This window comes from Herbaspirillum sp. alder98, from assembly GCF_020179755.1.
Lineage (GTDB): Bacteria > Pseudomonadota > Gammaproteobacteria > Burkholderiales > Burkholderiaceae_D > Herbaspirillum.
In genome coordinates, this window is record NZ_JAIUCY010000007.1 from 171,128 (window position 1) to 190,526 (window position 19,399).

12 protein-coding genes are annotated in these 19,399 nt (G+C 63.9%); 5 read left to right on the forward strand and 7 right to left on the reverse strand.

All coding sequences use genetic code 11. The annotated features are described in order from the left end of the window. Positions 1–2,930: 2,930 nt before the first annotated feature. Together LBW87_RS17080 and LBW87_RS17085 are read right to left on the reverse strand one after the other, a co-directional pair. Positions 2,931–5,081, reverse strand: coding sequence for a hypothetical protein (locus tag LBW87_RS17080; RefSeq protein ID WP_225202666.1), 2,151 nt, complete (start codon positions 5,079–5,081; stop codon positions 2,931–2,933). Between the two features lie 266 nt (positions 5,082–5,347). Further along, entirely contained in the window at positions 5,348–5,653 is a 306-nt protein-coding gene (locus tag LBW87_RS17085) for a hypothetical protein (RefSeq protein WP_225202667.1), read from the reverse strand. 281 nt (positions 5,654–5,934) lie between these two features. On the opposite strand from LBW87_RS17085, the gene LBW87_RS17090 reads away from it, so the two are divergent. Continuing rightward, on the forward strand, positions 5,935–7,242 hold the full coding sequence (locus tag LBW87_RS17090; protein WP_225202668.1) for a Zn-dependent hydrolase: 1,308 nt from the start codon (positions 5,935–5,937) through the stop codon (positions 7,240–7,242). Between the two features lie 208 nt (positions 7,243–7,450). Then, a complete protein-coding gene (locus tag LBW87_RS17095; RefSeq protein WP_225202669.1) occupies positions 7,451–9,013 on the forward strand; it encodes a methyl-accepting chemotaxis protein in 1,563 nt (520 codons plus the stop codon). Here the strand turns inward: LBW87_RS17095 and LBW87_RS17100 are convergent. After that, positions 9,001–9,732 (reverse strand): glutamine amidotransferase, encoded by a 732-nt coding sequence (locus tag LBW87_RS17100; RefSeq protein WP_225202670.1) that lies wholly within the window; start codon positions 9,730–9,732, stop codon positions 9,001–9,003. The genes LBW87_RS17095 and LBW87_RS17100 overlap by 13 nt on opposite strands. 460 nt (positions 9,733–10,192) lie before the next feature. Between LBW87_RS17100 and LBW87_RS17105 the strand changes: the two genes are divergently transcribed. After that, positions 10,193–10,597 (forward strand): DUF4148 domain-containing protein, encoded by a 405-nt coding sequence (locus tag LBW87_RS17105; protein WP_225202671.1) that lies wholly within the window; start codon positions 10,193–10,195, stop codon positions 10,595–10,597. A gap of 170 nt (positions 10,598–10,767) precedes the next feature. Here LBW87_RS17105 and LBW87_RS17110 read toward each other — a convergent pair whose 3' ends face one another. The 3 genes from LBW87_RS17110 to LBW87_RS17120 all read right to left on the reverse strand — a co-directional run bounded on the left by LBW87_RS17110 (position 10,768) and on the right by LBW87_RS17120 (position 15,145). Next, positions 10,768–11,883 carry a mechanosensitive ion channel family protein gene (locus tag LBW87_RS17110; protein ID WP_225202672.1) on the reverse strand — a complete coding sequence of 372 codons (1,116 nt, stop codon included), beginning with the start codon at positions 11,881–11,883 and terminating at the stop codon, positions 10,768–10,770. Positions 11,884–11,977: 94 nt separating this feature from the next. After that, positions 11,978–14,065, reverse strand: coding sequence for an FUSC family protein (locus LBW87_RS17115; RefSeq protein WP_225202673.1), 2,088 nt, complete (start codon positions 14,063–14,065; stop codon positions 11,978–11,980). A gap of 180 nt (positions 14,066–14,245) precedes the next feature. Continuing rightward, complete coding sequence (locus tag LBW87_RS17120; protein ID WP_225202674.1) at positions 14,246–15,145, reverse strand: LysR family transcriptional regulator; 900 nt, start codon at positions 15,143–15,145, stop codon at positions 14,246–14,248. A 198-nt stretch (positions 15,146–15,343) separates the two neighbouring features. Between LBW87_RS17120 and LBW87_RS17125 the strand changes: the two genes are divergently transcribed. Next, complete coding sequence (locus LBW87_RS17125; RefSeq protein ID WP_225202675.1) at positions 15,344–16,831, forward strand: acetyl-CoA hydrolase/transferase family protein; 1,488 nt, start codon at positions 15,344–15,346, stop codon at positions 16,829–16,831. Between the two features lie 97 nt (positions 16,832–16,928). On the opposite strand, the gene LBW87_RS17130 is transcribed toward LBW87_RS17125, so the two are convergent. Beyond that, the gene (locus LBW87_RS17130) at positions 16,929–17,981 is read right to left on the reverse strand and encodes a LysR family transcriptional regulator (RefSeq protein WP_225202676.1); all 1,053 of its coding nucleotides are present in this window, start codon (positions 17,979–17,981) and stop codon (positions 16,929–16,931) included. 133 nt (positions 17,982–18,114) lie between these two features. Between LBW87_RS17130 and LBW87_RS17135 the strand changes: the two genes are divergently transcribed. Further along, positions 18,115–19,362 (forward strand): MFS transporter, encoded by a 1,248-nt coding sequence (locus tag LBW87_RS17135; protein ID WP_225202677.1) that lies wholly within the window; start codon positions 18,115–18,117, stop codon positions 19,360–19,362. The last annotated feature ends 37 nt before the right edge of the window (positions 19,363–19,399 follow it).

Genomic DNA, 19,399 nt, shown 5'->3' on the forward strand with positions numbered 1-19,399 from the left:
CCCACCGCACGCTGGGTGGCGCGCAGCAGGCATTGGCGCAGTTGCTGGTATCCGGTATCGTCTTCCAGCGCCGGCTGGGCCAGCCACTGCACCATGTTGTCGAACAATGGCGCCGTCTCCTGCCACTGGCGATGCGCCTGCAGCACGGTGCCAAGCAGGTCATTGAAGCCGGCAGGTGACAACTGCGTCGACATCGCCTGGGCGATAACGTCATCCCAGAGGGAGTCGGCCACATCGTCCAGCTCGCCATGCACATCCCAGTAATCCAATGCACTCATCAGTACTGTGCGCGCCATGGCAACACTCGCGGCGCCCACTCCGCTTGCCAGTGCATCACCGATATCAATATCCTCCAACAGCGCACGGATCGTCGTATTCAAGCGATAGTAAGCGAGCACCCGTTGCTGGATCGACGTTGGAAGTGCGCGCCAATATGTCGCCGCCACCGTGCGGCGTTCTGGCGCCCATGCGCCGATCTGCGCATTGTTGCTCAGCTCGCTGTAAAGATCCCTGAAGGCGGCCCATTTGGCATCGGCAGCCTGCTTCAGAGCCACCAGCACATCTCCGGCGTGGGGGGCGACGACACCCGTGAAGATGAAATGGCAACCGACACGCAAGCCGATATCGAAAATCGTGTAGTCGTGCCAGCCCGCCGGCTTGCCCCTGGACAGGGTCACGGAGATCGATGGCAGCGGGCCGAAGTGGCCGAGGAAGGCTTCTTGTCCAGGCAGGATGTACAACCGGCGCTGGTCGCTGCCGACACTGCCCGGCGCGGCCGGGTCGAAGCGTACCTCCAGGCCAGGGGGAATGCGCGTCATCTGCAGGATATCGCCGGGATGGTCCAGCACCAGCGTGGCGCGGCGATTCATCAACGACAAGTCGATCATGCCATCGCGCTCGGCCTGAGCGTCCAGGTGCAGCACCTGGCGTGCAGTGTCCGCCACCAGCTTCGGCCACAGCACGCTCACGGCAGGAACCGCTGGAATGGTGGCGACGCTGGCGTCGTCGGCCATCTCGCGCACGACGGGGCCGCATAGCTGCGCGGCGCCATGCGCAAACGCTGCCGCGATCACCTCGCGCTGCTCTGTCGGCGTTGATTCGCGACGCTGCATGATCGTCTGGTGCAATTTGGCCAACCGGCTGCGCAGTTCATGTGGAGCAGCCTCTGTCTGTGGCACCGACCCGGTCCATCCTGCCTCGTCGGCCCGCTTCAGCACGACCGCGAGGCACTCTCGCGCTGCCGCATCCAGTTGCGGACTGGCAGCAATGGCAGGATCGCCAAGCCAGCGCTGCAGGTCGGCGCGGACCGCTGTCCAGCGTGTGAAGCTATCCTGCACGCGCGCGCGTGCGTGGATGAAATCGGCACCATCGCCCGTTACGGGCATTGCATGCGCCATCTCCGTGCGCCAGAAGGCAAAGGGAATCCGGCTGACATCGCCACGTTGTGACCAGAGCTCGAGCGCGGCGACCAGCATGTCATTTGCCAGTGCGACGCGGGCCGGATCGCTGCCGTTCTTGAGTTCACGCACGACGTCCAGCTCGGCCGCCGCCGGCCCCTCGCGACCGCCGAAACCGGCCTGCACCCGACGCCGCACTTCATCAGACAGGTCGCTCCACAAGCGCGCCATCGCCGCACGTTCGGCCGGCGCACGAGCGCCTGGTGCCACGGGCTCGATGTCGTTGAGCGCCGTCATCAGCTGGTCCAGCGTCGTCATCAGGAACGCCTGCTTGACGTCGGCCGATCGCTTCAGCGACTCCAGGACCTCGATGGCCGGACACGCAACACCGGCGCCGAAGACAAACCGCACCGTCGCGCCGCTACCGGTGTCGGTCACGGTGTAGGTCCGGGTGCCGTTCCCGGCATCGGACGCCAGCGCGACTGAGATGGCCGGCAGGCTGGCGTGACTGTCGACCAAGGCGGTTGAACTGGGCAGCAGGACCAGGTCGCGTTGATCCTTGCCGGCATCGACCTTGGTCAATGTGGCAAATACCACGGTCAGGTCGGTCGGCACCGCACGCATCTCGATGGCATCGCGGGGGTGGTCCAGCGTCATGCGCGTCGTACGCGTCAGCGACGAGATCGACAGCGACTTGTCACGCAGCACCTCGCGCTGCATCGGGCCGAAGACGGCAGCGTCGCTTTTGACGAATGCATTCCACAGGTCGCTGGCGCGAATGGCCGCCACCGGGGCTTTCCCGCCGGGATCGGCCTGCCGGCCATTGCCCGCCAGGTCGACCACCAGGCGCCTTCCGCCCAGCCGACGCCAGGTGGCGCTGGAAGGGACGATCACCGGTAGCAACTGTGCCAGGGGCTCGTCCCAGCTGCCGGGGGAGCGAATGTAGCGCTCGATATAACGTTCGGGTGTCAGCCCGGTGCGCCGCTTGCGATTCTGCCACCAGATGCGCAGCAAACCCGAGTTGAGTCGGGGCATCAGGGTATCGGCCACGTCGTTGCGCAATGCCTGGATGTCGTAGCTGGCCACCTCGTCGCCGCGGGTCTGGCCCAGCGCCAATAGCACTGCACGATAGAAGCTGTCGCCGTCGTCGCCGGCCGGCTTCATGTGCTCGCCCCTGATGACCGTGTAGCCGCGCCCACGGCGTTCCAGCACGACATCGATAGCCGGTTGCGGCACAGGCGGCTTGACGTTGCCGGAAGGTCCCGTCGCCGTCCGACCATGCGCCGCAGACTTCGACCTGGCTGGCCGGCCACCGGCTACTTTGCCGTCGTCACCTTTGCTAGCAGTCTTCCGACTTGAATCGATGGGCTTATCGGTTGGTTCACCAGACATCCTGACACCTCCATTGACACGTTTTTGGGGGAGGACAGGTTAAGGCAGCGTGTTGTGCGAGGCCGTAGATTTTTGTGGAGAAAATTTTGTGAATATCGACGGCGCTTCGCTGGCCCTCCGGCATCGATGGCGTGGATCAATTCATGTCTGGAAACGCGTCTCCAGTTGGGCTGCATCGGCGTGACGCAAGAAGGCAATCAGCGCCATATCGCTCATGTTCAACGCGCGTCGGGGGCTGGCCCCTGCCTGACGCAATCGACGCAATAACGATCTTCGCCAATGATCGCTGGCAGCGAACAGGCGCTGGTCCAGCGAACCGATCAGCATGATCTTCAGCGCCAGCCTGCACTGGGCATCGTCGGCGCATGCCACCAGCTCGCTGGCATGCGGTGGCGTGCAGTCGCCGATTTCACCGGTCATGGCTTGCAGCGCCATGACCAGCAGTTCGCGGTCGCGACACAGCACATGGCGGCGCACCGGATCACGCTCGCTGTGCTCAAGAACGTGCAGGTGACGACAGAGTGCCTGATAGTGCCGTCCGGCATGCATCGCTTCCCAGGCGTAATCCACCTGTACCGCCGTGATGCGCCCGGCGATCGACGCCAATCCGGCATGTTTCCTGATGCCGCCACGCCATCGGTCCGGCTCCAGCCTGCGCAACAGCGCGCCGCTCAGGTACAACTTGACCTGCGCTACCTGCAACTGCTGCAGCATCAGGATCGTGCGCCGCAAACCTGCGGTGCCACTGGTCGCAGCGGGATCCATTTCGTCAACCAGCGCATTGGCCGGACCAATTGTCCAGTGATCGGATCCCGGACACATCTCATGCACATGGTCCGACAGGCGCAGGTCCTGTTCACGCGTGAGGCGATGCCCCTGGGCCAGGACTTCACTCCATTCGAGCAGGGTCGACAGACACATCTCAAGCCGAAAATCTGCCGCCGTCTTGAACTGCTCCCAGCCCGCCTCATCGAAGGCAACGCCCGCTGGCGCGTGCAGGGTCATGCCACCGCCGCAGCGCATATCCGTCACGCTGGCGTGCAGGCCGGTACACGCATCGCGGCGCAGGTCCGACACCAGGTGGCGCGGCCAGCGGTCTCCGTGCTGACGCAAACGGATCGCCAACGACCTGGTGGACTTGCCTGCCTGCAGCCGGGCCCGGCCACATCCGAACGCACCGAATTCGACACGGGCGTCGACATCGCCCAGGGTGAGGGTGACATCTCGCATCAGCGGTCCAATGAAGACCGTCCCGCCCGTGCTGGCGTCCAGTACGATCTCGCTCACCTCAGGATCGGCCAGCAAGGCCGCCAGCCAGTCCCCCCCATCATCGGCGCCGCGCTGGCGTGCGCCATCGCGCGTTTCTTCCCTGTAGCCCTGCAACACCCGCTGACAGGCACCGAGAAAATCGGACCTGGTGGGGCGATCCGGGCGCGCGTGCATGATTCCCTGATCCCAGCATGGATCCGGTATCTGGTCCAGGCGTGAGCGCTCCAGCCAGTACCCGAGCGCACTCGATAACACCTCAAGCAACAACGTCAGATGCTCCCGGGTGGCGACGGCAAGCGCTGCGCCGAAGTCGATGCGAAAGTGTATTTCGCTGGTGTCGGTCGGGCTGACGAAATATGCGCAGACCCTGCGCCGCAGCGAATCTGGCAGGGCGTGCCATAACTGACCGGCCATCGGCGCGAAAGCGCCGATCCAATGGCGTGGGCACAGCCCGCTGCGCAGCAGTCGAAGATAACCCTGGAAGCGTCGTTCATCGCGTAGCGCGTGACGCAACAACGCAGCGAGCCGTGCGCGTGCGCGCGGCGCGGCGTCTGCGGCTATCACGACCCGCAGCGCATGTGGCCCGCCCGGCTGATTGATGAAGAAAGTGGTCGCACCATCGCTGGTCGGCGCCATCGCCACGGCCAGCGAGGGCAACGGCGCATGGCACTGCGACAGCTCGCTTGACCCACTACCGACATCGATGTCACGTGCATCGACGCAGCGTGCAGGCAAGGCCGGAAATTCAATCGTCGCATCGCGGGGCAGGGTAGTAACCCGGATGCAGTCGTCGCCATGATCCAGGGTCAGACGCAACGGCCGGTCGAAACCCGAAATATCCAGCATGCCGGCGCCGGCCGGCGACGGCGGTAGCCGGAGCACCTTCGGCTTGGGCCGGGCGGCGGCACTGACAGCATCCGCTCGCACACGACCGGCCGGCGGCGCGGCCGATGTCGGCGGCTCGCCCTGGTCCGAGGTGCCAGACGATGGACATCGCTTGTGCCCGGGTGGGGTAACGGACATGGCTGCTCCTCGTTGAAAATGAAGTCACAAGGTTAAGGCAGCCTATCCCCCTCGGTTTTCGGATTTACTGGAGATCTCGAAGCAATGATGCGGTGACTTTTTGTAAACTGGCACGCCCTATCTTGCGCCGATTCCCGGGGAATGACGGCGCAAACAGGTGCCATTGGCTTGAATCTGGAGAAGCCGGAAAGCACCAGGGGCTGGATAACTCCAGCCCCTGGTGGCTTTATACGACCTGCGCCATGCAGGCCTTCAGGACACGCGCATCAAGGTGTCTTGTCGGACTTGGTCGCAGGCGAATTGGCGAGGTCGGCGTTGCGCTTGGCGCGCGCTTCCTTGCGTTCTTGCTTGAGGTGCTGCTTGGCTTCCTTCTTGTCGGCCTTGTAGTCGGCCTTGGCCGACTTCTTCTGGTCCTTGTATTCTGCCTTGGCATCGGCATCGGCCTGGCGCTTCTGAACGAACGGGTCGCTCGATGCGGTACCGGTGGTGGAAGTGGCCGGCGCACTTTGCGCCATGGCGCCGGCGGTCATGCCAAGAAACAGGGTCGAGATGAGGATGTGTCGTGCTTTCATATTATTTATCTCCTATTAGCGTCGGATCAAACAGATGAACTCTGTGAAGTAAGTGAATCTGCAGCTTCACTATAGGGACTGCCGACCTTCACTAATGTCGGACAATCGCTCATTTTCGGCTTCGTCGATGACGTAAAACAGCTGTTCTTGCTGCCGTGCTGCAATTTCGCATGGCTCTCCGTCAGACAAACCCGGGCATGGCGTGACTAACTCTGTATGATTTCTGCCCTGGCATGGCAATTGCTGCCTTGCACGACATCGTTAAACCCAAGCAAACCGATATGACCTTGCAGACCGTAGCGAACTCCGCTGAACCAGATATGGCGCTGGCGCGCCATCTTTTCGACCAGATGCGGCGCGACAATGCGCATCTCAACGGCGACGCGCCCGGCATCACGCGGGATACCTATGGCGCCGGCGAGCAACAGGCCCATGCCCTGATGCGCGAGTGTGCGCACAAGCTCGGACTGGAGGTCACCACCGACGCTGCATTGAATCTCTACCTGACCTTGCCGGGCCGCGACCGCACGGCCGCCGTCGTCATGACCGGATCGCATCTGGACTCGGTGCCACGCGGCGGGAATTACGACGGCGCCGCGGGCGTCGTGGCCGGGCTGGCCGTGTTGGCCGGCTGGATCGCTGCCGGGCTGCAGCCGCAATGCGATGTCACGGTGATGGGCATCCGGGCCGAAGAAAGCGCCTGGTTCCCGGTGTCCTATATCGGCAGCAAATCGGCCTTCGGCTTGTTGCCGGCCGAGACGCTGGAGATCCTGCGACTGGATACCCGACGCAGCCTGCGCGCCCATCTTGAACAATGCGGCGGTCGTCCCGACGATATCGGCGTGGCGCCGCCGCATCTGATAGCCAGCCGCATCGCCTGCTTTCTCGAACTCCACATCGAGCAGGGCCCGGTGCTGGTGGAGGCAGGCCAGCAAGTGGGCGTCGTGACCGGCATCTGCGGCAGCCTGCGCTATCGCCATGCCCAGGTGAGCGGCGACTACGCGCACTCCGGCGCGACGCCACGCAGTCATCGTCACGATGCGGTGGTGGCGCTGGCTGAAGTCATCGCGCGCTTGCAGCAGGACTGGGCCAGCATGGAAGCGCAAGGCCATGAGCTGACCCTGACCTTCGGCCAGGTGTTTACCGACGCCGGCCAGGCCGACATCAGCAAGGTGTCAGGATTAGTGAGTTTTGGCGTCGATGTACGATCACGCAGCATCGACAGTTTGCACTGCATGGAACGCCATCTGCTGGATGCGGTGGCGGCCGCCGAACAGCGTCATGGCGTGCGCTTTGCGCTGGGAGAACGCACCGGCAGCCAGCCGGCGCAAATGGATCCGCTGCTGCAGGACCAGCTGCAAGCGGCCGCACAAGGATTCGACCTGTCGCAGCGGCGCCTGCCCAGCGGCGCCGGCCATGACTCGGCGCTGTTCGCCAATCAGGGCATCCCGACCGGCATGCTGTTCGTGCGTAACGGCAATGGCAGCCACAATCCCGACGAGGCCATGGAGCTTGATGACTTCGCGGCCGGCACCCGAGTGCTGGCGCGGGTGATGGCGGCACGTGCAGGACTAACAGACATCGTATAAGTCGACGCTGCTGCTGCACGGCAGCAGTGTTGCTTTTGCGCGCATAGTAATGCGCGCCTCTTCTCTGTCTCTACAAAAGCCAGTAATCTGGATCAGCATCCGCAGGTTGTGATTCACACCCACGCCAGCGGCGACGACCAATAATAATCAATAACAATAATTCTGGGACCCGACGGGCCACGCCCGTCATCTGATCGTCGAGACATTCATGAAAATCCTGACCAACATGCGGATCGCCAACCGCCTGACGCTTGGCTTCGCCCTGGTTCTTCTGTTAGCCATCCTGTCGACCTCGATGTCACTGCTCGACGCCCGACGCAACGCCGACGCCACGCGGCAGATGATGGAGGTGCCGCTGGCCAAGGAACGGCTGGTGGCCGACTGGTTCGTACTGACTTATTCGGCCGTGGTGCGCACCTCGATGATTGCGCGCAGCAGCGACGCCGAGTTGTCCAATACCTTCAAGGAAGACATCGACGAGAGCGTCAAGAAGGGCAGCGCGGTCATCAAGAAGATAGAACCGCTGCTGCAGTCGGAGCAGGAGAAAGGCTTGATGGCCGGCATCCTGGACGCGCGCAAGAAATACCAGGCGGCCAAGGAGCTGGTCATGAACACGCGCAAGACCGGTGACGCGGCGGCCTCCGAGAAGGCCTACGGGGAGGTCTTCGATCCCGCCGCCAAGGCTTACGTCGCTCAATTGAACGGCTTGCTGGCGATGCAGCGCCAGTCGATCGATGCGATGGCTGCCGAGATCGACCGCAGCAGCGCGCGCAGCATGCAATTGATGATCGTGCTGGGCATCCTGCTGGTGGCCATCGGCGCGGTGGCGGTGATCATCATCGGGCGCAGCATCACCACGCCGCTCAAGCGGGCGCTGCAGGTGGCGCGGCAAGTCGCCGCCGGTGACCTGTCGGGACACATCGCCCCCAAGGGTCGCGACGAAATCGCCGACCTGATGCGCGCATTGGCCGAGATGAACAGCGCGCTGCGGGTGATCGTGGGCGAGGTGCAGAACGGCACCAATTCGATCTCCAGCGCCGCCAGCGAGATTGCATCGGGCAACTTCGACCTGTCGTCGCGTACCGAACAGCAGGCCGGCTCACTCGAAGAAACCGCCGCCTCCATCGAGCAGCTCACGTCCACCGTGCGACAGAACGCCGAGAATGCGCAGCAGGCCAACCAGCTGGCGCAGGACGCATCGAACGTGGCCGTCAAGGGCAGCGGAGTGGTCTCGCAGGTGGTGCAGACCATGGGCTCGATCAACGACTCGTCGAAGAAGATCGTCGACATCATCGGCGTCATCGATGGCATCGCTTTCCAGACCAATATCCTGGCCCTGAATGCCGCCGTGGAAGCGGCGCGTGCCGGCGAACAGGGTCGCGGCTTTGCGGTGGTGGCATCCGAAGTGCGCTCGCTGGCGCAGCGCTCGGCTGCTGCCGCCAAGGAGATCAAGACCCTGATCGACGCCTCGGTTGAAAAGGTCGATGCCGGCAGTCAGCTGGTCGACCAGGCCGGCGCCACCATGGACGACGTGGTGCAGAGCATCCGCCGCGTAACCGACATCATGGGCGAGATCTCGGTGGCCAGCCGCGAACAGAGTTCAGGCATCGACCAGATCAGCCGCGCCGTCACCGAGATCGATGACGCCACCCAGCAGAATGCGGCGCTGGTCGAGCAGGCTACGGCCACCTCCGACCTGTTGCGCGCGCAGGCCGAGAAGCTGGCGGAGGCAGGACGCAAGTTCAACCTGGGGCCGGTTCAGGCAGGCTGAACCTGATTCTGTGCAAGGCTGCCCAGCCAGCCTTGCCAGAATTGCTGTGAAGCCCGATGAAAGTCGTGACCATAGCGATCGGCATCGGCACGCAGGCTGCTCAGGCTGATGTTGCGGGTGTGGGCGATCTCATGGGCATGCCCGATCAGCCAGCGCTCCACCATGCGCACGTCGAACTCCGGATGAAATTGCAGGCCCAGGCCATGCCGGCCCCAGGAGAAGGCCTGGTTCGGATAGCGTTCGCTGCAGGCCAGGTGACGCGCGCCGACGGGCAGGTCGAAGGTGTCGCCATGCCATTGCAGCACCCGCATGTCGTGCCCCAGCAATTGCGCCATCCACGGCACGTCGTCGGCATGCGCGCCAGGCTGCAGCGAAGCCCATCCGATTTCCTTGCCGGCGGTGCCCGGATACACCCGCGCATGCAGGGCCGCGGCCATCAACTGCGCGCCCAGGCAAATGCCCAGGGTCGGCAGATCTTCCAGCAGACGTGCACGCAACCAGGCGATCTCGGCACGCAGATAGGGATAGCGATCGATGTCGTACACCGCGATCGGCCCGCCCAGCACCACCACCAGATCGGCATCCAGCGGCGAACAGTCGGAGAACGAATCCACGCCGATATCCAGATAGCGGATCTGGTAGCCGTTCCCGGCCAGCAGCGGCGCCAGCTGGCCGAGATCTTCGAAGGCGACGTGGCGTAGAGCAAGGGCTGTTTTCATGGAGGAGGAGAGGTTCGAAACGAGCGTTGAGGCGGGTGCTGCTGTCATTCGCTATATCTTACCGTATACAACGAATGGCTGAAGAACTCCTTCAAATCTCTTGAACGACTTCATTGAATCTAGATATCGGCACGATAGTATTTACCTGGTGCCATCATTTTCCGCAGTGATCAGACCTGCATTTTCCGTTGGGCCGATCAACCAGAATCCCTTTACCACAAAGGCTTTCCACTGATTTATCGCCAGCACCTGGGACACGCATAGATTATTAAAATAACAATTACCTCTATACGAAAAAACTGATTGTTCTTGTTTTGGGAATTATGTATTCCGGTTTAGCTCCTTTTTCTCGATCGCGGCAATCCCTAAACTTGGTTCCACGATGAAAGCAAACAGCGACTGATCCAACAACCAACGGGCCGGGCTAGCTTGCACATCATTTCTCTCACAAGGAACTATCATGAACACCAAGAACATTGCAAAGAACCTTTTCGCTGGCATCCTGTTGAGCAGCGCCGTCGGCGCCGTGATGGCCGAAGCAGCCTATCCAGTTGAAACCGAATTCCACTCCACCAAGTCGCGCGCAGAAGTCATCGCCGAATTGCAACAGGCACGTGCCAACGGCGAAATCCTGGTCACCGACCGCTATCCTGCCGACAAGCCTGTGGTGTCGACCGTGACCCGCGCCGAAGTCGTGGCTGAATTGAAGCAAGCCCGCGCCAATGGCGAAATCCTGGTCAGCGACCAATATCCTGCCGACAAGCCATTCCACTCGACCCTGACCCGTCAACAAGTCAAGGACGAACTGCAACAGGCACGTTCGGAAGGCCAGGTCGTGAGCAACGCGCAAGATCGCCCGCTGTAATTTGCACTAACTGATTGTTTGATCGCCCGGCGCCACAAGCGCCCGGCGACGGTAGATGCCGGTGACCCCGGTAATGCCATGATCTCCCCTGACGGGCCCCACAAAAGCGACGCTTCTCCCTCGTCGTTAGTAGTGGGGCCCGTCTTCTTTTGTGGCGCCTGTCTTCCTTCTTATTCGCGTGGCGAGCCATCGATGATGGTATCGAGCGCATCGGCATTGTTCCCTCTGGGCTCGACCTCGGCCCGCAGGCGCGGCAGCGCGCTCGGATGATTCCTGGCGATGAAGCCGATCATGTGTTCGCGTACCTGGCAACGCAGGTCGAAAGCGCTACCCGAATCGACGGCCGACACCAGCAGCCGAATCTGCATGCTGCGTTCGCTGGCGTCGGTGACGTGCATCACGCACACGCGCTGGTCCCACAGTGGCAGGGTGCGCAGCACCCGCTCGAATTCAGCGCGAATCTCTTGCGCAGGAACCGAGAAATCCATCCACAGAAATACGGTACCGAGGATGGTGGCCGAGGTATGGGTCCAGTTCTCGAACGGATTTTCAATGAACCACTGGAGCGGCACGATCATGCGCCGCTCATCCCAGATCTTGACCACCACGAAAGTGCCGGTGATTTCTTCCACGCGACCCCATTCGCCCTTGACGATGAGCACGTCGTCGATGCGTATCGGTTGCGAAAACGCAATCTGCAAGCCTGCAAAGAAGTTGCCCAGCACCGGCTTGGCCGCAATACCGGCGACGATGCCGGCGACACCCGCCGATGCCAGCAAGCTGGCGCCGAACTGACGCGCACCCGGCAGCGTCAGCAGCACAAACGACAAACCCAGCAGCGCAATGATGAAATAGGCGCTGCGCGAGAGCACCCGGGTCTGGGTCAGGATGCGACGAGCCCTGAGGTTGTCGGCCACATTGTAGGGATTGAGCTTGATGACGGTGACGCTGACCGACTTCACGCAGCGCATCAGGAACCAGGTCAGCGCCAGCACCAGCGCCACCGATGTCACATACGACACACTGGTCAGGCCGGGCGTATTGTCAGGCGCGCCTGTCAGCACCAGCCGCACCATGAACAGGATCAGGCAGGCCCGCCCTGCATTGAACGCCACTTCGGTGGCGGTGGTGGTAAAGGGATGGCCGCGCGCCAGGCGCCGCACCAGCATGGTGCCCAGGCGATGCAGGATGATCGCCGCCACGATGGCGATCAGCGACACACCGATCACAATCAGGCCGGAGCGCAACGGCCCCTCATTCATGTTGTAGAGAAAATCCAGATCCATGGCTTCCTTTTCGTGATTGTCAATTTGACAAAATCACCGCCCGTGGCGCGATGACGCGTCGTTCCGGGGTTCGACAGGGAAGCCGGTTTTTGTTTCAATCGCGCTGGCTCGTATTTTGTGGATAAAGCGCAGTGGCCAGCAGGCATAGGGTTTCGACGGCATCGGCGGCGGCCAGTTGCACCGGCGCCGGGCGTGCCTGCAACACGCCCCGCAACGTTTGCAGCGCTTGCCGCTGCCGTGCGCTGGCGCAATCCTCGAGGGCTGCGGCCATTTCGCCCAGCCACTGGTCCAGCGCCGGCATGGCGCCCTGCGGATGCAACCAGAGATGGCTGGCGGCAGCGGCCAACCTGCGCGACAACGCCACTGCCGAACGCGCGGCCTCGCGCTGCGCGCCGTGCAGGCCGCCCTCGCGCGCCAGCCGCTGCAACATCAATCCGGCCTCGACGTTGGCCACGCAGGCATCGCGGCGACCGGCATGCATCGCGGCCGCGTCGCCCGCGCCATGCACGGCCTGGCGCAGACAGGCGATATTGAGCGCCGCCATGCGCGCCAGTTGCCCGGGCAGGTCGGCGCGCTGGCGGCGTGGCCAGAACAGGTAGCTGGCCAACAAGGCCACGACCGTGCCGATGACATTGTTGCCGCCGCGCAGCATGGCATTGCTCAACTGCTGCCCCGGATCGCCACCGACATCGGCCACCAGCACGAAGACCGGCGTGAGGAAAGTGGCATACAGCCCATAACTGACCGGACGCAATGCCATCGTCAGCACCGTCAGCGGAAACACCAGCAACGCCAGCGCCAGGGGCGAGTGGATGAATAGCGACAGCACGACCGCCAACGCGCCACCGACCACGCTGCCGATGGCGCGCTCCAGGCTGCGCGACCAGCTATCGGCAATGGTCGGTTGCATCACCAGCATGGTGGCCATGGTGGCCCAATAACCGAAGGGCAACTCCAGCAGATGCACGATCAGATAGGTCGCGCCGGCTGCGGCCGCACAACGCCAGCCGTGCTGCCATTCGTCAGAGCCCGCTTCGACATGCAACAGCGCCCGGCGCCACAGGCCGCGCACCCGCGCCCACCCGGCGCGCATGCCGATCGGGCGCACCACGGCGCTGCGGGCGGCGTGTTTCAGGTCGGCCGCATCGGCGCTGCCGCTTTCGGCCAACGGCGCCTGCGCCAGCTGAAGGCGATGCGTGGTGGCTGCCGGCAGGCGAGCCACCAGTTGCCGCAGGCGCATCATCACGCGCGCATCGTCGGCCGGCGATTTCATGGCGCCGGCAGGCTTGCCGAAATCGCGCTGCATGGCGCGCATCAACTGCGCCATCGCGTGCAGGATGCGTCCGGTGCGCCGACGTGCGCGCGGCGACTGGTAATGCGTCAGCCGCAAGTCGACCAGCACGGTGAGGCAGTCCAGCAACTCGCCCGCGCGCGCCAGCCGCACCAGCAGGTTCTCATACAGCCAGCGCGACTCGGTGCGCTCGATGGCGACTTCGCCCAGACGCCGACGCGCCGCATCGAGGTCGATGCGCGCATGACGCCGGGACTGCGCTGCCAGGTCGGCGGCATGCGCCAGTCGCGCCGGCTCCTGCTGATCCCCTTCGACGGCGGCCATCCCGGCCAGGTCGGCCAATGCGCCATATACGCGCGCCACGGCCTGGCGTGCCGGCGCGAATGGATGGATGCGCCAGGCCGTCAGCCCCAACAGCGTGGCCCAGATGCATCCGCAGAAGTAGATCAGCACATGGCTGTGCGAAAAGGGATGCAATACCGGTGGCGCATCGGCCATGATGGCCGAGACCCCGGCGGCCAGCATCATCACCAGGCCGACTGCGGCGCCGTAGATGCGCGAAAAACCGGCCACGCCGGCGCACGCCATGATCGCCAGCAAGCCAGCCTCCACGCTCCAGCCGGCGACGCTGGCGGCAAACACGCCGCCCAGGGTCGAGAGCACCGCAAAGCCGCCCATCGACAGCAGGCGAGCCCGATTGGAACCGGCGCTGTCGGCCAGGCAGGTCAGGAAGGCGCCGATGGCGGCCCATGAGAACAGCGGATTGCCCAGCCATTCACCCAGCAACAGCATCACGCTGGCGCCGCAGGCGGCCCGCAGCCCTTCGGACAGGTTGGCATGACGTAACGGGAAGCGCACCAGCCAGCGCTGCAATGGCGGACGCAGGTGCATCAAAGCACCCTGCAGGAGGGATAGCGAAGAGACTAATAGCGGCGGCGGCATGCTATGCGGAAATGCAATACGGAAGGTCGTGCCGCGCAACGCGGCCGGGGTCGAATCGCTGCAGTGTAGAGGGCCGCCTAAATGGCTGGTATGACTTAAGTTCGCCCGATCAAGTCGCGCTGTGCATGATTAACCGGGGCCGCCCGGGCCGCCCGCAAACAGCTCGGCGCTGACCGCCATCCAGGCCCGTGCAGCATGCGAGAGGTAACCGCCGCGGGTCACATAAGCCACTTGCCATTGCACTTCGGGTTCGGTCAGGCGCACCGCCTGCAACTGGTCGGTGGCAATGCGATGGATGAATGGCTCGGGCAACAGCGCGGTGCCCATCCCGCCCAGGGCCATCGCCACCAGCCAGTCCCATTGGCCGCTCTGGGCGGCGACCTGCGGGGCGATGCCGATTTCGCGGAAGGTGCCGCGCAGACTGCGGGTGAGCCCAAATTCGTTATTGAGCATGACCAGCGGCATGCCATCGAGCTGGCGGCAGCGCAGCGTGACGCGACCCTTCTGGAAGCTGCCGGCTTGCGCCACCGCCCAGATCGGATAACGCGCCACCGGCATCACCTCCAGTTCCAGCGCCGGGTCCACCGGCAGCACCGTCATGCCGATCTCGAGCTCACCGCTGGCGACCCGCTGTTCGATTTGCGGACCGGTGTCTTCCTTCAGCTTGAGGACAATCTCCGGATGCCGTTCGCGAAAGGCTTTCAGCACCGGCGTGCAGAGAATGTTGATCATCGGCGGGATGCCGATGTCCAGATGCCCCAGGCGCTGCGCCTGGGTGTCGCGGATTTCTGCATGCAGGCGCTGCATGGCCGCCAGGATCTGCTGCCCCTGTTCATACACCACGCGACCGGTATCGGTCAGTTGCAGGGTGCGGCTGTCGCGGATGAGCAGCGGGGCGTCGAGCTCCTGTTCCAGCTGGCGGACCATCTTGCTGACGGTCGACTGGGTGACGTGCAGTGCATCGGCGGCACGACTGAAGCTGTTCAGGCGCACCGTTTCGGTGAAGTAGCGCAGGGCGCGGATGTCCACGGTTGCCGGCTTTCGAAAGAGGATGTTGAGGCGGATCAATGCATGGCGATTCCGACTGGAATCACGGAATTTAAATCATACAGTGCATGAGGGGCGACTTCTATACTGGGCGCAAAAGAACAATGAAAGAAGTCCGCCATGGGCATGGTGGCGAGACCCATTTCGACTTTCCAAAAAGCCAACGAGCAGGAGCACAAGATGGATAGCCAGCGTATTCGCCAGCCAGGGTTGGCGGGCAAGATCATGTCGGCCGAGGCCGCCGCACTTTTCTTCAACGACGGCATGACGGTCGGTCTGTCGGGCTTTACCCGCGCCGGCGATGCCAAGGCCATGCCGCGCGCGCTGGCCGCCCGCGCCGCGCATGACCCGCTGTCATTGACGGTGATCACCGGCGCCTCGCTGGGCAACGACAGCGACGGCCTGATGGCCCGCGCCGGCCTGCTGGCCAGACGTCTTCCGTTCCAGGTCGACGCCACGCTGCGCGCCAGGATCAATGCCGGCGAAGTCATGTTCATCGACCAGCATCTGTCGGAAACGGCCGAACAACTGCGCAGCGGCACGCCTTCGCGCATCGACATCGCCGTCATCGAGGCCGCCGCCATCACCGAAGAGGGCATCGTACCCACCATGTCGGTGGGCAATTCGGCCAGCTTCGTGGAGCAGGCCCGGATGATCATCATCGAACTCAATACCAGCGTGCCGATGGCGCTGGAGGGCTTGCACGACATCTACCTGCCAGGCCCGCGCCCGCAGCGCGAACCGATTCCGCTGACGCAGGCCGCGCAGCGCATCGGTCGCAGCACGATTGCCTTCGATCCGGCCAAGGTGGTGGCCATCGTCGTCACCGAAACGCCCGACAGCCCGTCGTCGGTGCTGCCACCCGACGACGAGACCCGGGCCATCGCACGCCACGTCATCAGGTTTCTCGAATGCGAAGTCGAGAGTGGCCGCCTGCCGCATTCGCTGGCGCCACTGCAGGCCGGCATCGGCACCATCGCCAATGCCGTATTGCACGGCTTGATCGACTCGCCCTTCCGCGGCCTGACCATGTATTCGGAGGTGCTGCAAGACAGCGCCATCGAACTGCTCGATTCGGGCCAGCTGGCCTTTGCGTCGGCCTCGTCGATCACGCTGTCGCAAGCCAAATACGATCACTTCATGCGCCATCTCGACCATTACCGCGACAAGCTGGTGCTGCGTTCGCAAGAGATCAGCAACCACCCGGAACTGGTGCGCCGACTGGGCATCATCGGGCTCAACACGGCGCTCGAGTTCGACATCTATGGCAATGTCAATTCGACCCACGTGAGCGGCACCCACATGATGAACGGCATCGGCGGCTCGGGCGACTTCGCCCGCAATGGCCAGCTCTCGATCTTCGTGTCGAAGTCGGTCGCCAAGGATGGCGCCATCTCCAGCGTGGTGCCGATGGTCTCGCATGTGGACCACAGCGAGCACGACGTCGATGTGCTGGTCACCGAATGGGGGCTGGCCGACCTGCGGGGCCTGGCGCCGCGCGAGCGCGCAGTGCGGGTGATCGACAACTGCTGCCACCCCGACTACCGGGCGCAACTGCGCGATTACTTCGAGCGCGCCTGTCATGCCGGCGGCCATACGCCACACCTGCTGGGCGAGGCTTTCTCGTGGCATCAGCGCTATGCGCAACAGCGGACCATGAAGCGTTGAACCGTCGTCCTGACGAGCAGTGACGTCACGACACTGGGTCCCTGCCTGCGCAGGGACGACGAGGTTGGTTATAGATACCCCGTCGTCCTGACGAAAGTCAGGACCCAGCGTCGTGCTTTGTGCTTGATTCTTGCGTTGTGCTTGATTCTTGCGTTGTGCCTTGATTCTTCGTCATCCGCTGCACCGCCTCCCACCCCACCGCGCCCCGAACTGCTGCCGGCATCGCCTCCTTCATCGTATCGATGAAGTGTCGCAGGCGGGCAGGGTAGAAGTTCGCGTAGGGATACAGCAGCGACACCGGCAACGGCTCGACCTGCCATTTCGGCAGCAGTTGCAGCAGCCGGCCGGCGGCCACGTCCTCGGTCAGCACCCACGATGATCCTACCGCCACCCCCAATCCCTCGATGGCCGTGCTGCGCAGCGCGTACAAGCTGTCGGTGATCAGTTGCGGGCGAAACGCCACATGACGCTGTTCGCCGGTGTCGACATGGGTGAGGGTGATTTCACGCCGGTAGAAGGCGGGAATGGCGATCCACGGCAGGGCGGCCAGGTCGGACGGATGCTGCGGCAACGGACGGCCCTGCATCAGCGACGGCGCCACCACGATCATGCGCGGCACCTCGGCCAGGTGGATCGCCACCACCGAGGGGTCGTGCACTTCACCGACCTGGATCGCGCAGTCGAGCCCCTGCGAGATGAAATCGGCAGCCCGGTCATGCAGCAGCCATTCGACCGTGATGCGCGGATGCTGTCGCATGAAGCCGGCCAACGGTCCGATCAGTTGGGTCTGGCCGAACGCATGCGGCACCGCCACTCTCAACGTGCCTTCGGCCTGCAGCCGCGAACCGCGCAGGTCGCTCTCGAACTCGTCCCATCCGGCCAGCAGTTCCTTGGCGCGCTCATAGCAGCGCTCGCCGTCCTCGGTCATCTTCATGGCATGCGTGGAGCGCTGCAGCAGGCGCACGCCCAGCGAGCGTTCCAGCGCCTGCAGGCGACGGCTGATGGTCGGCTGGGTCGATCCCAGTTGCACCGCCGCCGCCGACAGGCTGCCGGCCTCGACGATGCGCACGAAGGTCTGCATCAGTTCGATACGGTCCACCAGGCCCGATGGCTGAGCACCGGGTGCGTCAGGTTTGCTTGATTTGGTCATACGCCTAACGTATAACAATTCTGCTCATGGCGCTACTACCGGATCGCTGCCGAGGCGCGCAGAATCCGTCTCACGCTGGCAACACCGCATTTCCGGGCTGGCATCGAATCGAACAAAAAACAGGGGTTTTACCATGAACAGCATTCCCAAGACGCATATTGCAGCCGCCAAGGTGGCGGCGCACACCACCCAGTCATCGAGCCACGGCCTGTCGACGCCGCTGATCGGCCTGCTGGCCACCGGCGCCGGCCTGGCGGTGGCTTCGCTGTATTACTCGCAACCGATGCTGGGCGTGCTGGCCGACGATATCGGCGCCACCGAACGCGTGGTGGGCATGGTGCCGATGTCGACCCAGCTGGGTTACGCGCTGGGCATCCTGCTGCTGGCGCCGCTGGGCGACCGCTATGACCGCCGCCGCATCATCCTGATCAAGGCCGCGATCCTGACCGCTGCATTGTTGCTGGCCGGCGCCGCCTCGGGCGTGGGCATGCTGCTGGCCGCCAGCCTGGCCATCGGCCTGACCGCCACCATGGCGCAGGACATCGTGCCGGCGGCAGCCACGTTGGCACCGGAGCAACATCGCGGTCGCATCGTCGGCACCGTGATGACCGGCTTGCTGCTGGGTATCCTGCTGTCGCGGGTAGTGAGCGGCTTCGTCGCCGAGCACTTCGGCTGGCGCGCCATGTTCGTCGGCGCCGCCGCCAGCATTGCGCTGATTGGCCTGGCAGCCTGGCGCGGCCTGCCCCGTTTTCATCCCACCACGCACCTGTCGTATGGCGCGCTGCTGGGTTCGCTGGCCACCCTGTTCAAGAAGCATGGCGCACTGCGCCGCGCCGCCCTGGCCCAGGGACTGCTGTCGGTCGGCTTCTCAGCCTTCTGGTCGACCCTGGCGGTGATGCTGCATGGCGCGCCGTTCCACCTCGGCAGCGCTGCCGCCGGCGCCTTCGGCCTGGCAGGTGCGGCCGGTGCGCTGGCCGCCCCGCTGGCCGGACGCATCAGCGACAAGAAGGGTCCTGAACTGGTGACCCGCCTGGGCGTCGGCCTGGCCACCGTGTCGTTCGCTGCCATGGCCCTGTCGCCCTGGTTCTCGACGGATGGCCAACTGGTCCTGATCGCGCTGGCTGCCATCGGTTTCGACCTCGGCGTGCAAGCCACCCTGGTGGCGCACCAGACAATTGTCTACAGCATCGAACCGGGTGCCCGCAGCCGTCTCAACGCCATCCTGTTCGTCGGCATGTTCGTGGGCATGGCCGCCGGTGCTGCGCTGGGCAGCCTGATGCTGGCGCAATGGGGCTGGATCGGGGTAGTCGGCCTGGCCACCACCACCGCAGTCCTGGCACTGGTGGTGCGGTTGTGGCCAGGTGCGGCCAAGGCACGCTAAGCCTGAATCGCCAATGAACAACGGCACTGGTGGGGCA

What these genes read in the sequence shown, in the direction of transcription:
- LBW87_RS17130 (WP_225202676.1), bottom strand. Translation starts at nt 17,981, where the DNA reads ATGACCAAATCAAGCAAACCTGACGCACCCGGTGCTCAGCCATCGGGC.
- LBW87_RS17105 (WP_225202671.1), top strand. Translation starts at nt 10,193, where the DNA reads ATGAACACCAAGAACATTGCAAAGAACCTTTTCGCTGGCATCCTGTTG.
- LBW87_RS17115 (WP_225202673.1), bottom strand. Translation starts at nt 14,065, where the DNA reads ATGCACCTGCGTCCGCCATTGCAGCGCTGGCTGGTGCGCTTCCCGTTA.
- LBW87_RS17135 (WP_225202677.1), top strand. Translation starts at nt 18,115, where the DNA reads ATGAACAGCATTCCCAAGACGCATATTGCAGCCGCCAAGGTGGCGGCG.
- LBW87_RS17095 (WP_225202669.1), top strand. Translation starts at nt 7,451, where the DNA reads ATGAAAATCCTGACCAACATGCGGATCGCCAACCGCCTGACGCTTGGC.
- LBW87_RS17085 (WP_225202667.1), bottom strand. Translation starts at nt 5,653, where the DNA reads ATGAAAGCACGACACATCCTCATCTCGACCCTGTTTCTTGGCATGACC.
- LBW87_RS17090 (WP_225202668.1), top strand. Translation starts at nt 5,935, where the DNA reads ATGACCTTGCAGACCGTAGCGAACTCCGCTGAACCAGATATGGCGCTG.
- LBW87_RS17125 (WP_225202675.1), top strand. Translation starts at nt 15,344, where the DNA reads ATGGATAGCCAGCGTATTCGCCAGCCAGGGTTGGCGGGCAAGATCATG.
- LBW87_RS17100 (WP_225202670.1), bottom strand. Translation starts at nt 9,732, where the DNA reads ATGAAAACAGCCCTTGCTCTACGCCACGTCGCCTTCGAAGATCTCGGC.
- LBW87_RS17080 (WP_225202666.1), bottom strand. Translation starts at nt 5,081, where the DNA reads ATGTCCGTTACCCCACCCGGGCACAAGCGATGTCCATCGTCTGGCACC.
- LBW87_RS17110 (WP_225202672.1), bottom strand. Translation starts at nt 11,883, where the DNA reads ATGGATCTGGATTTTCTCTACAACATGAATGAGGGGCCGTTGCGCTCC.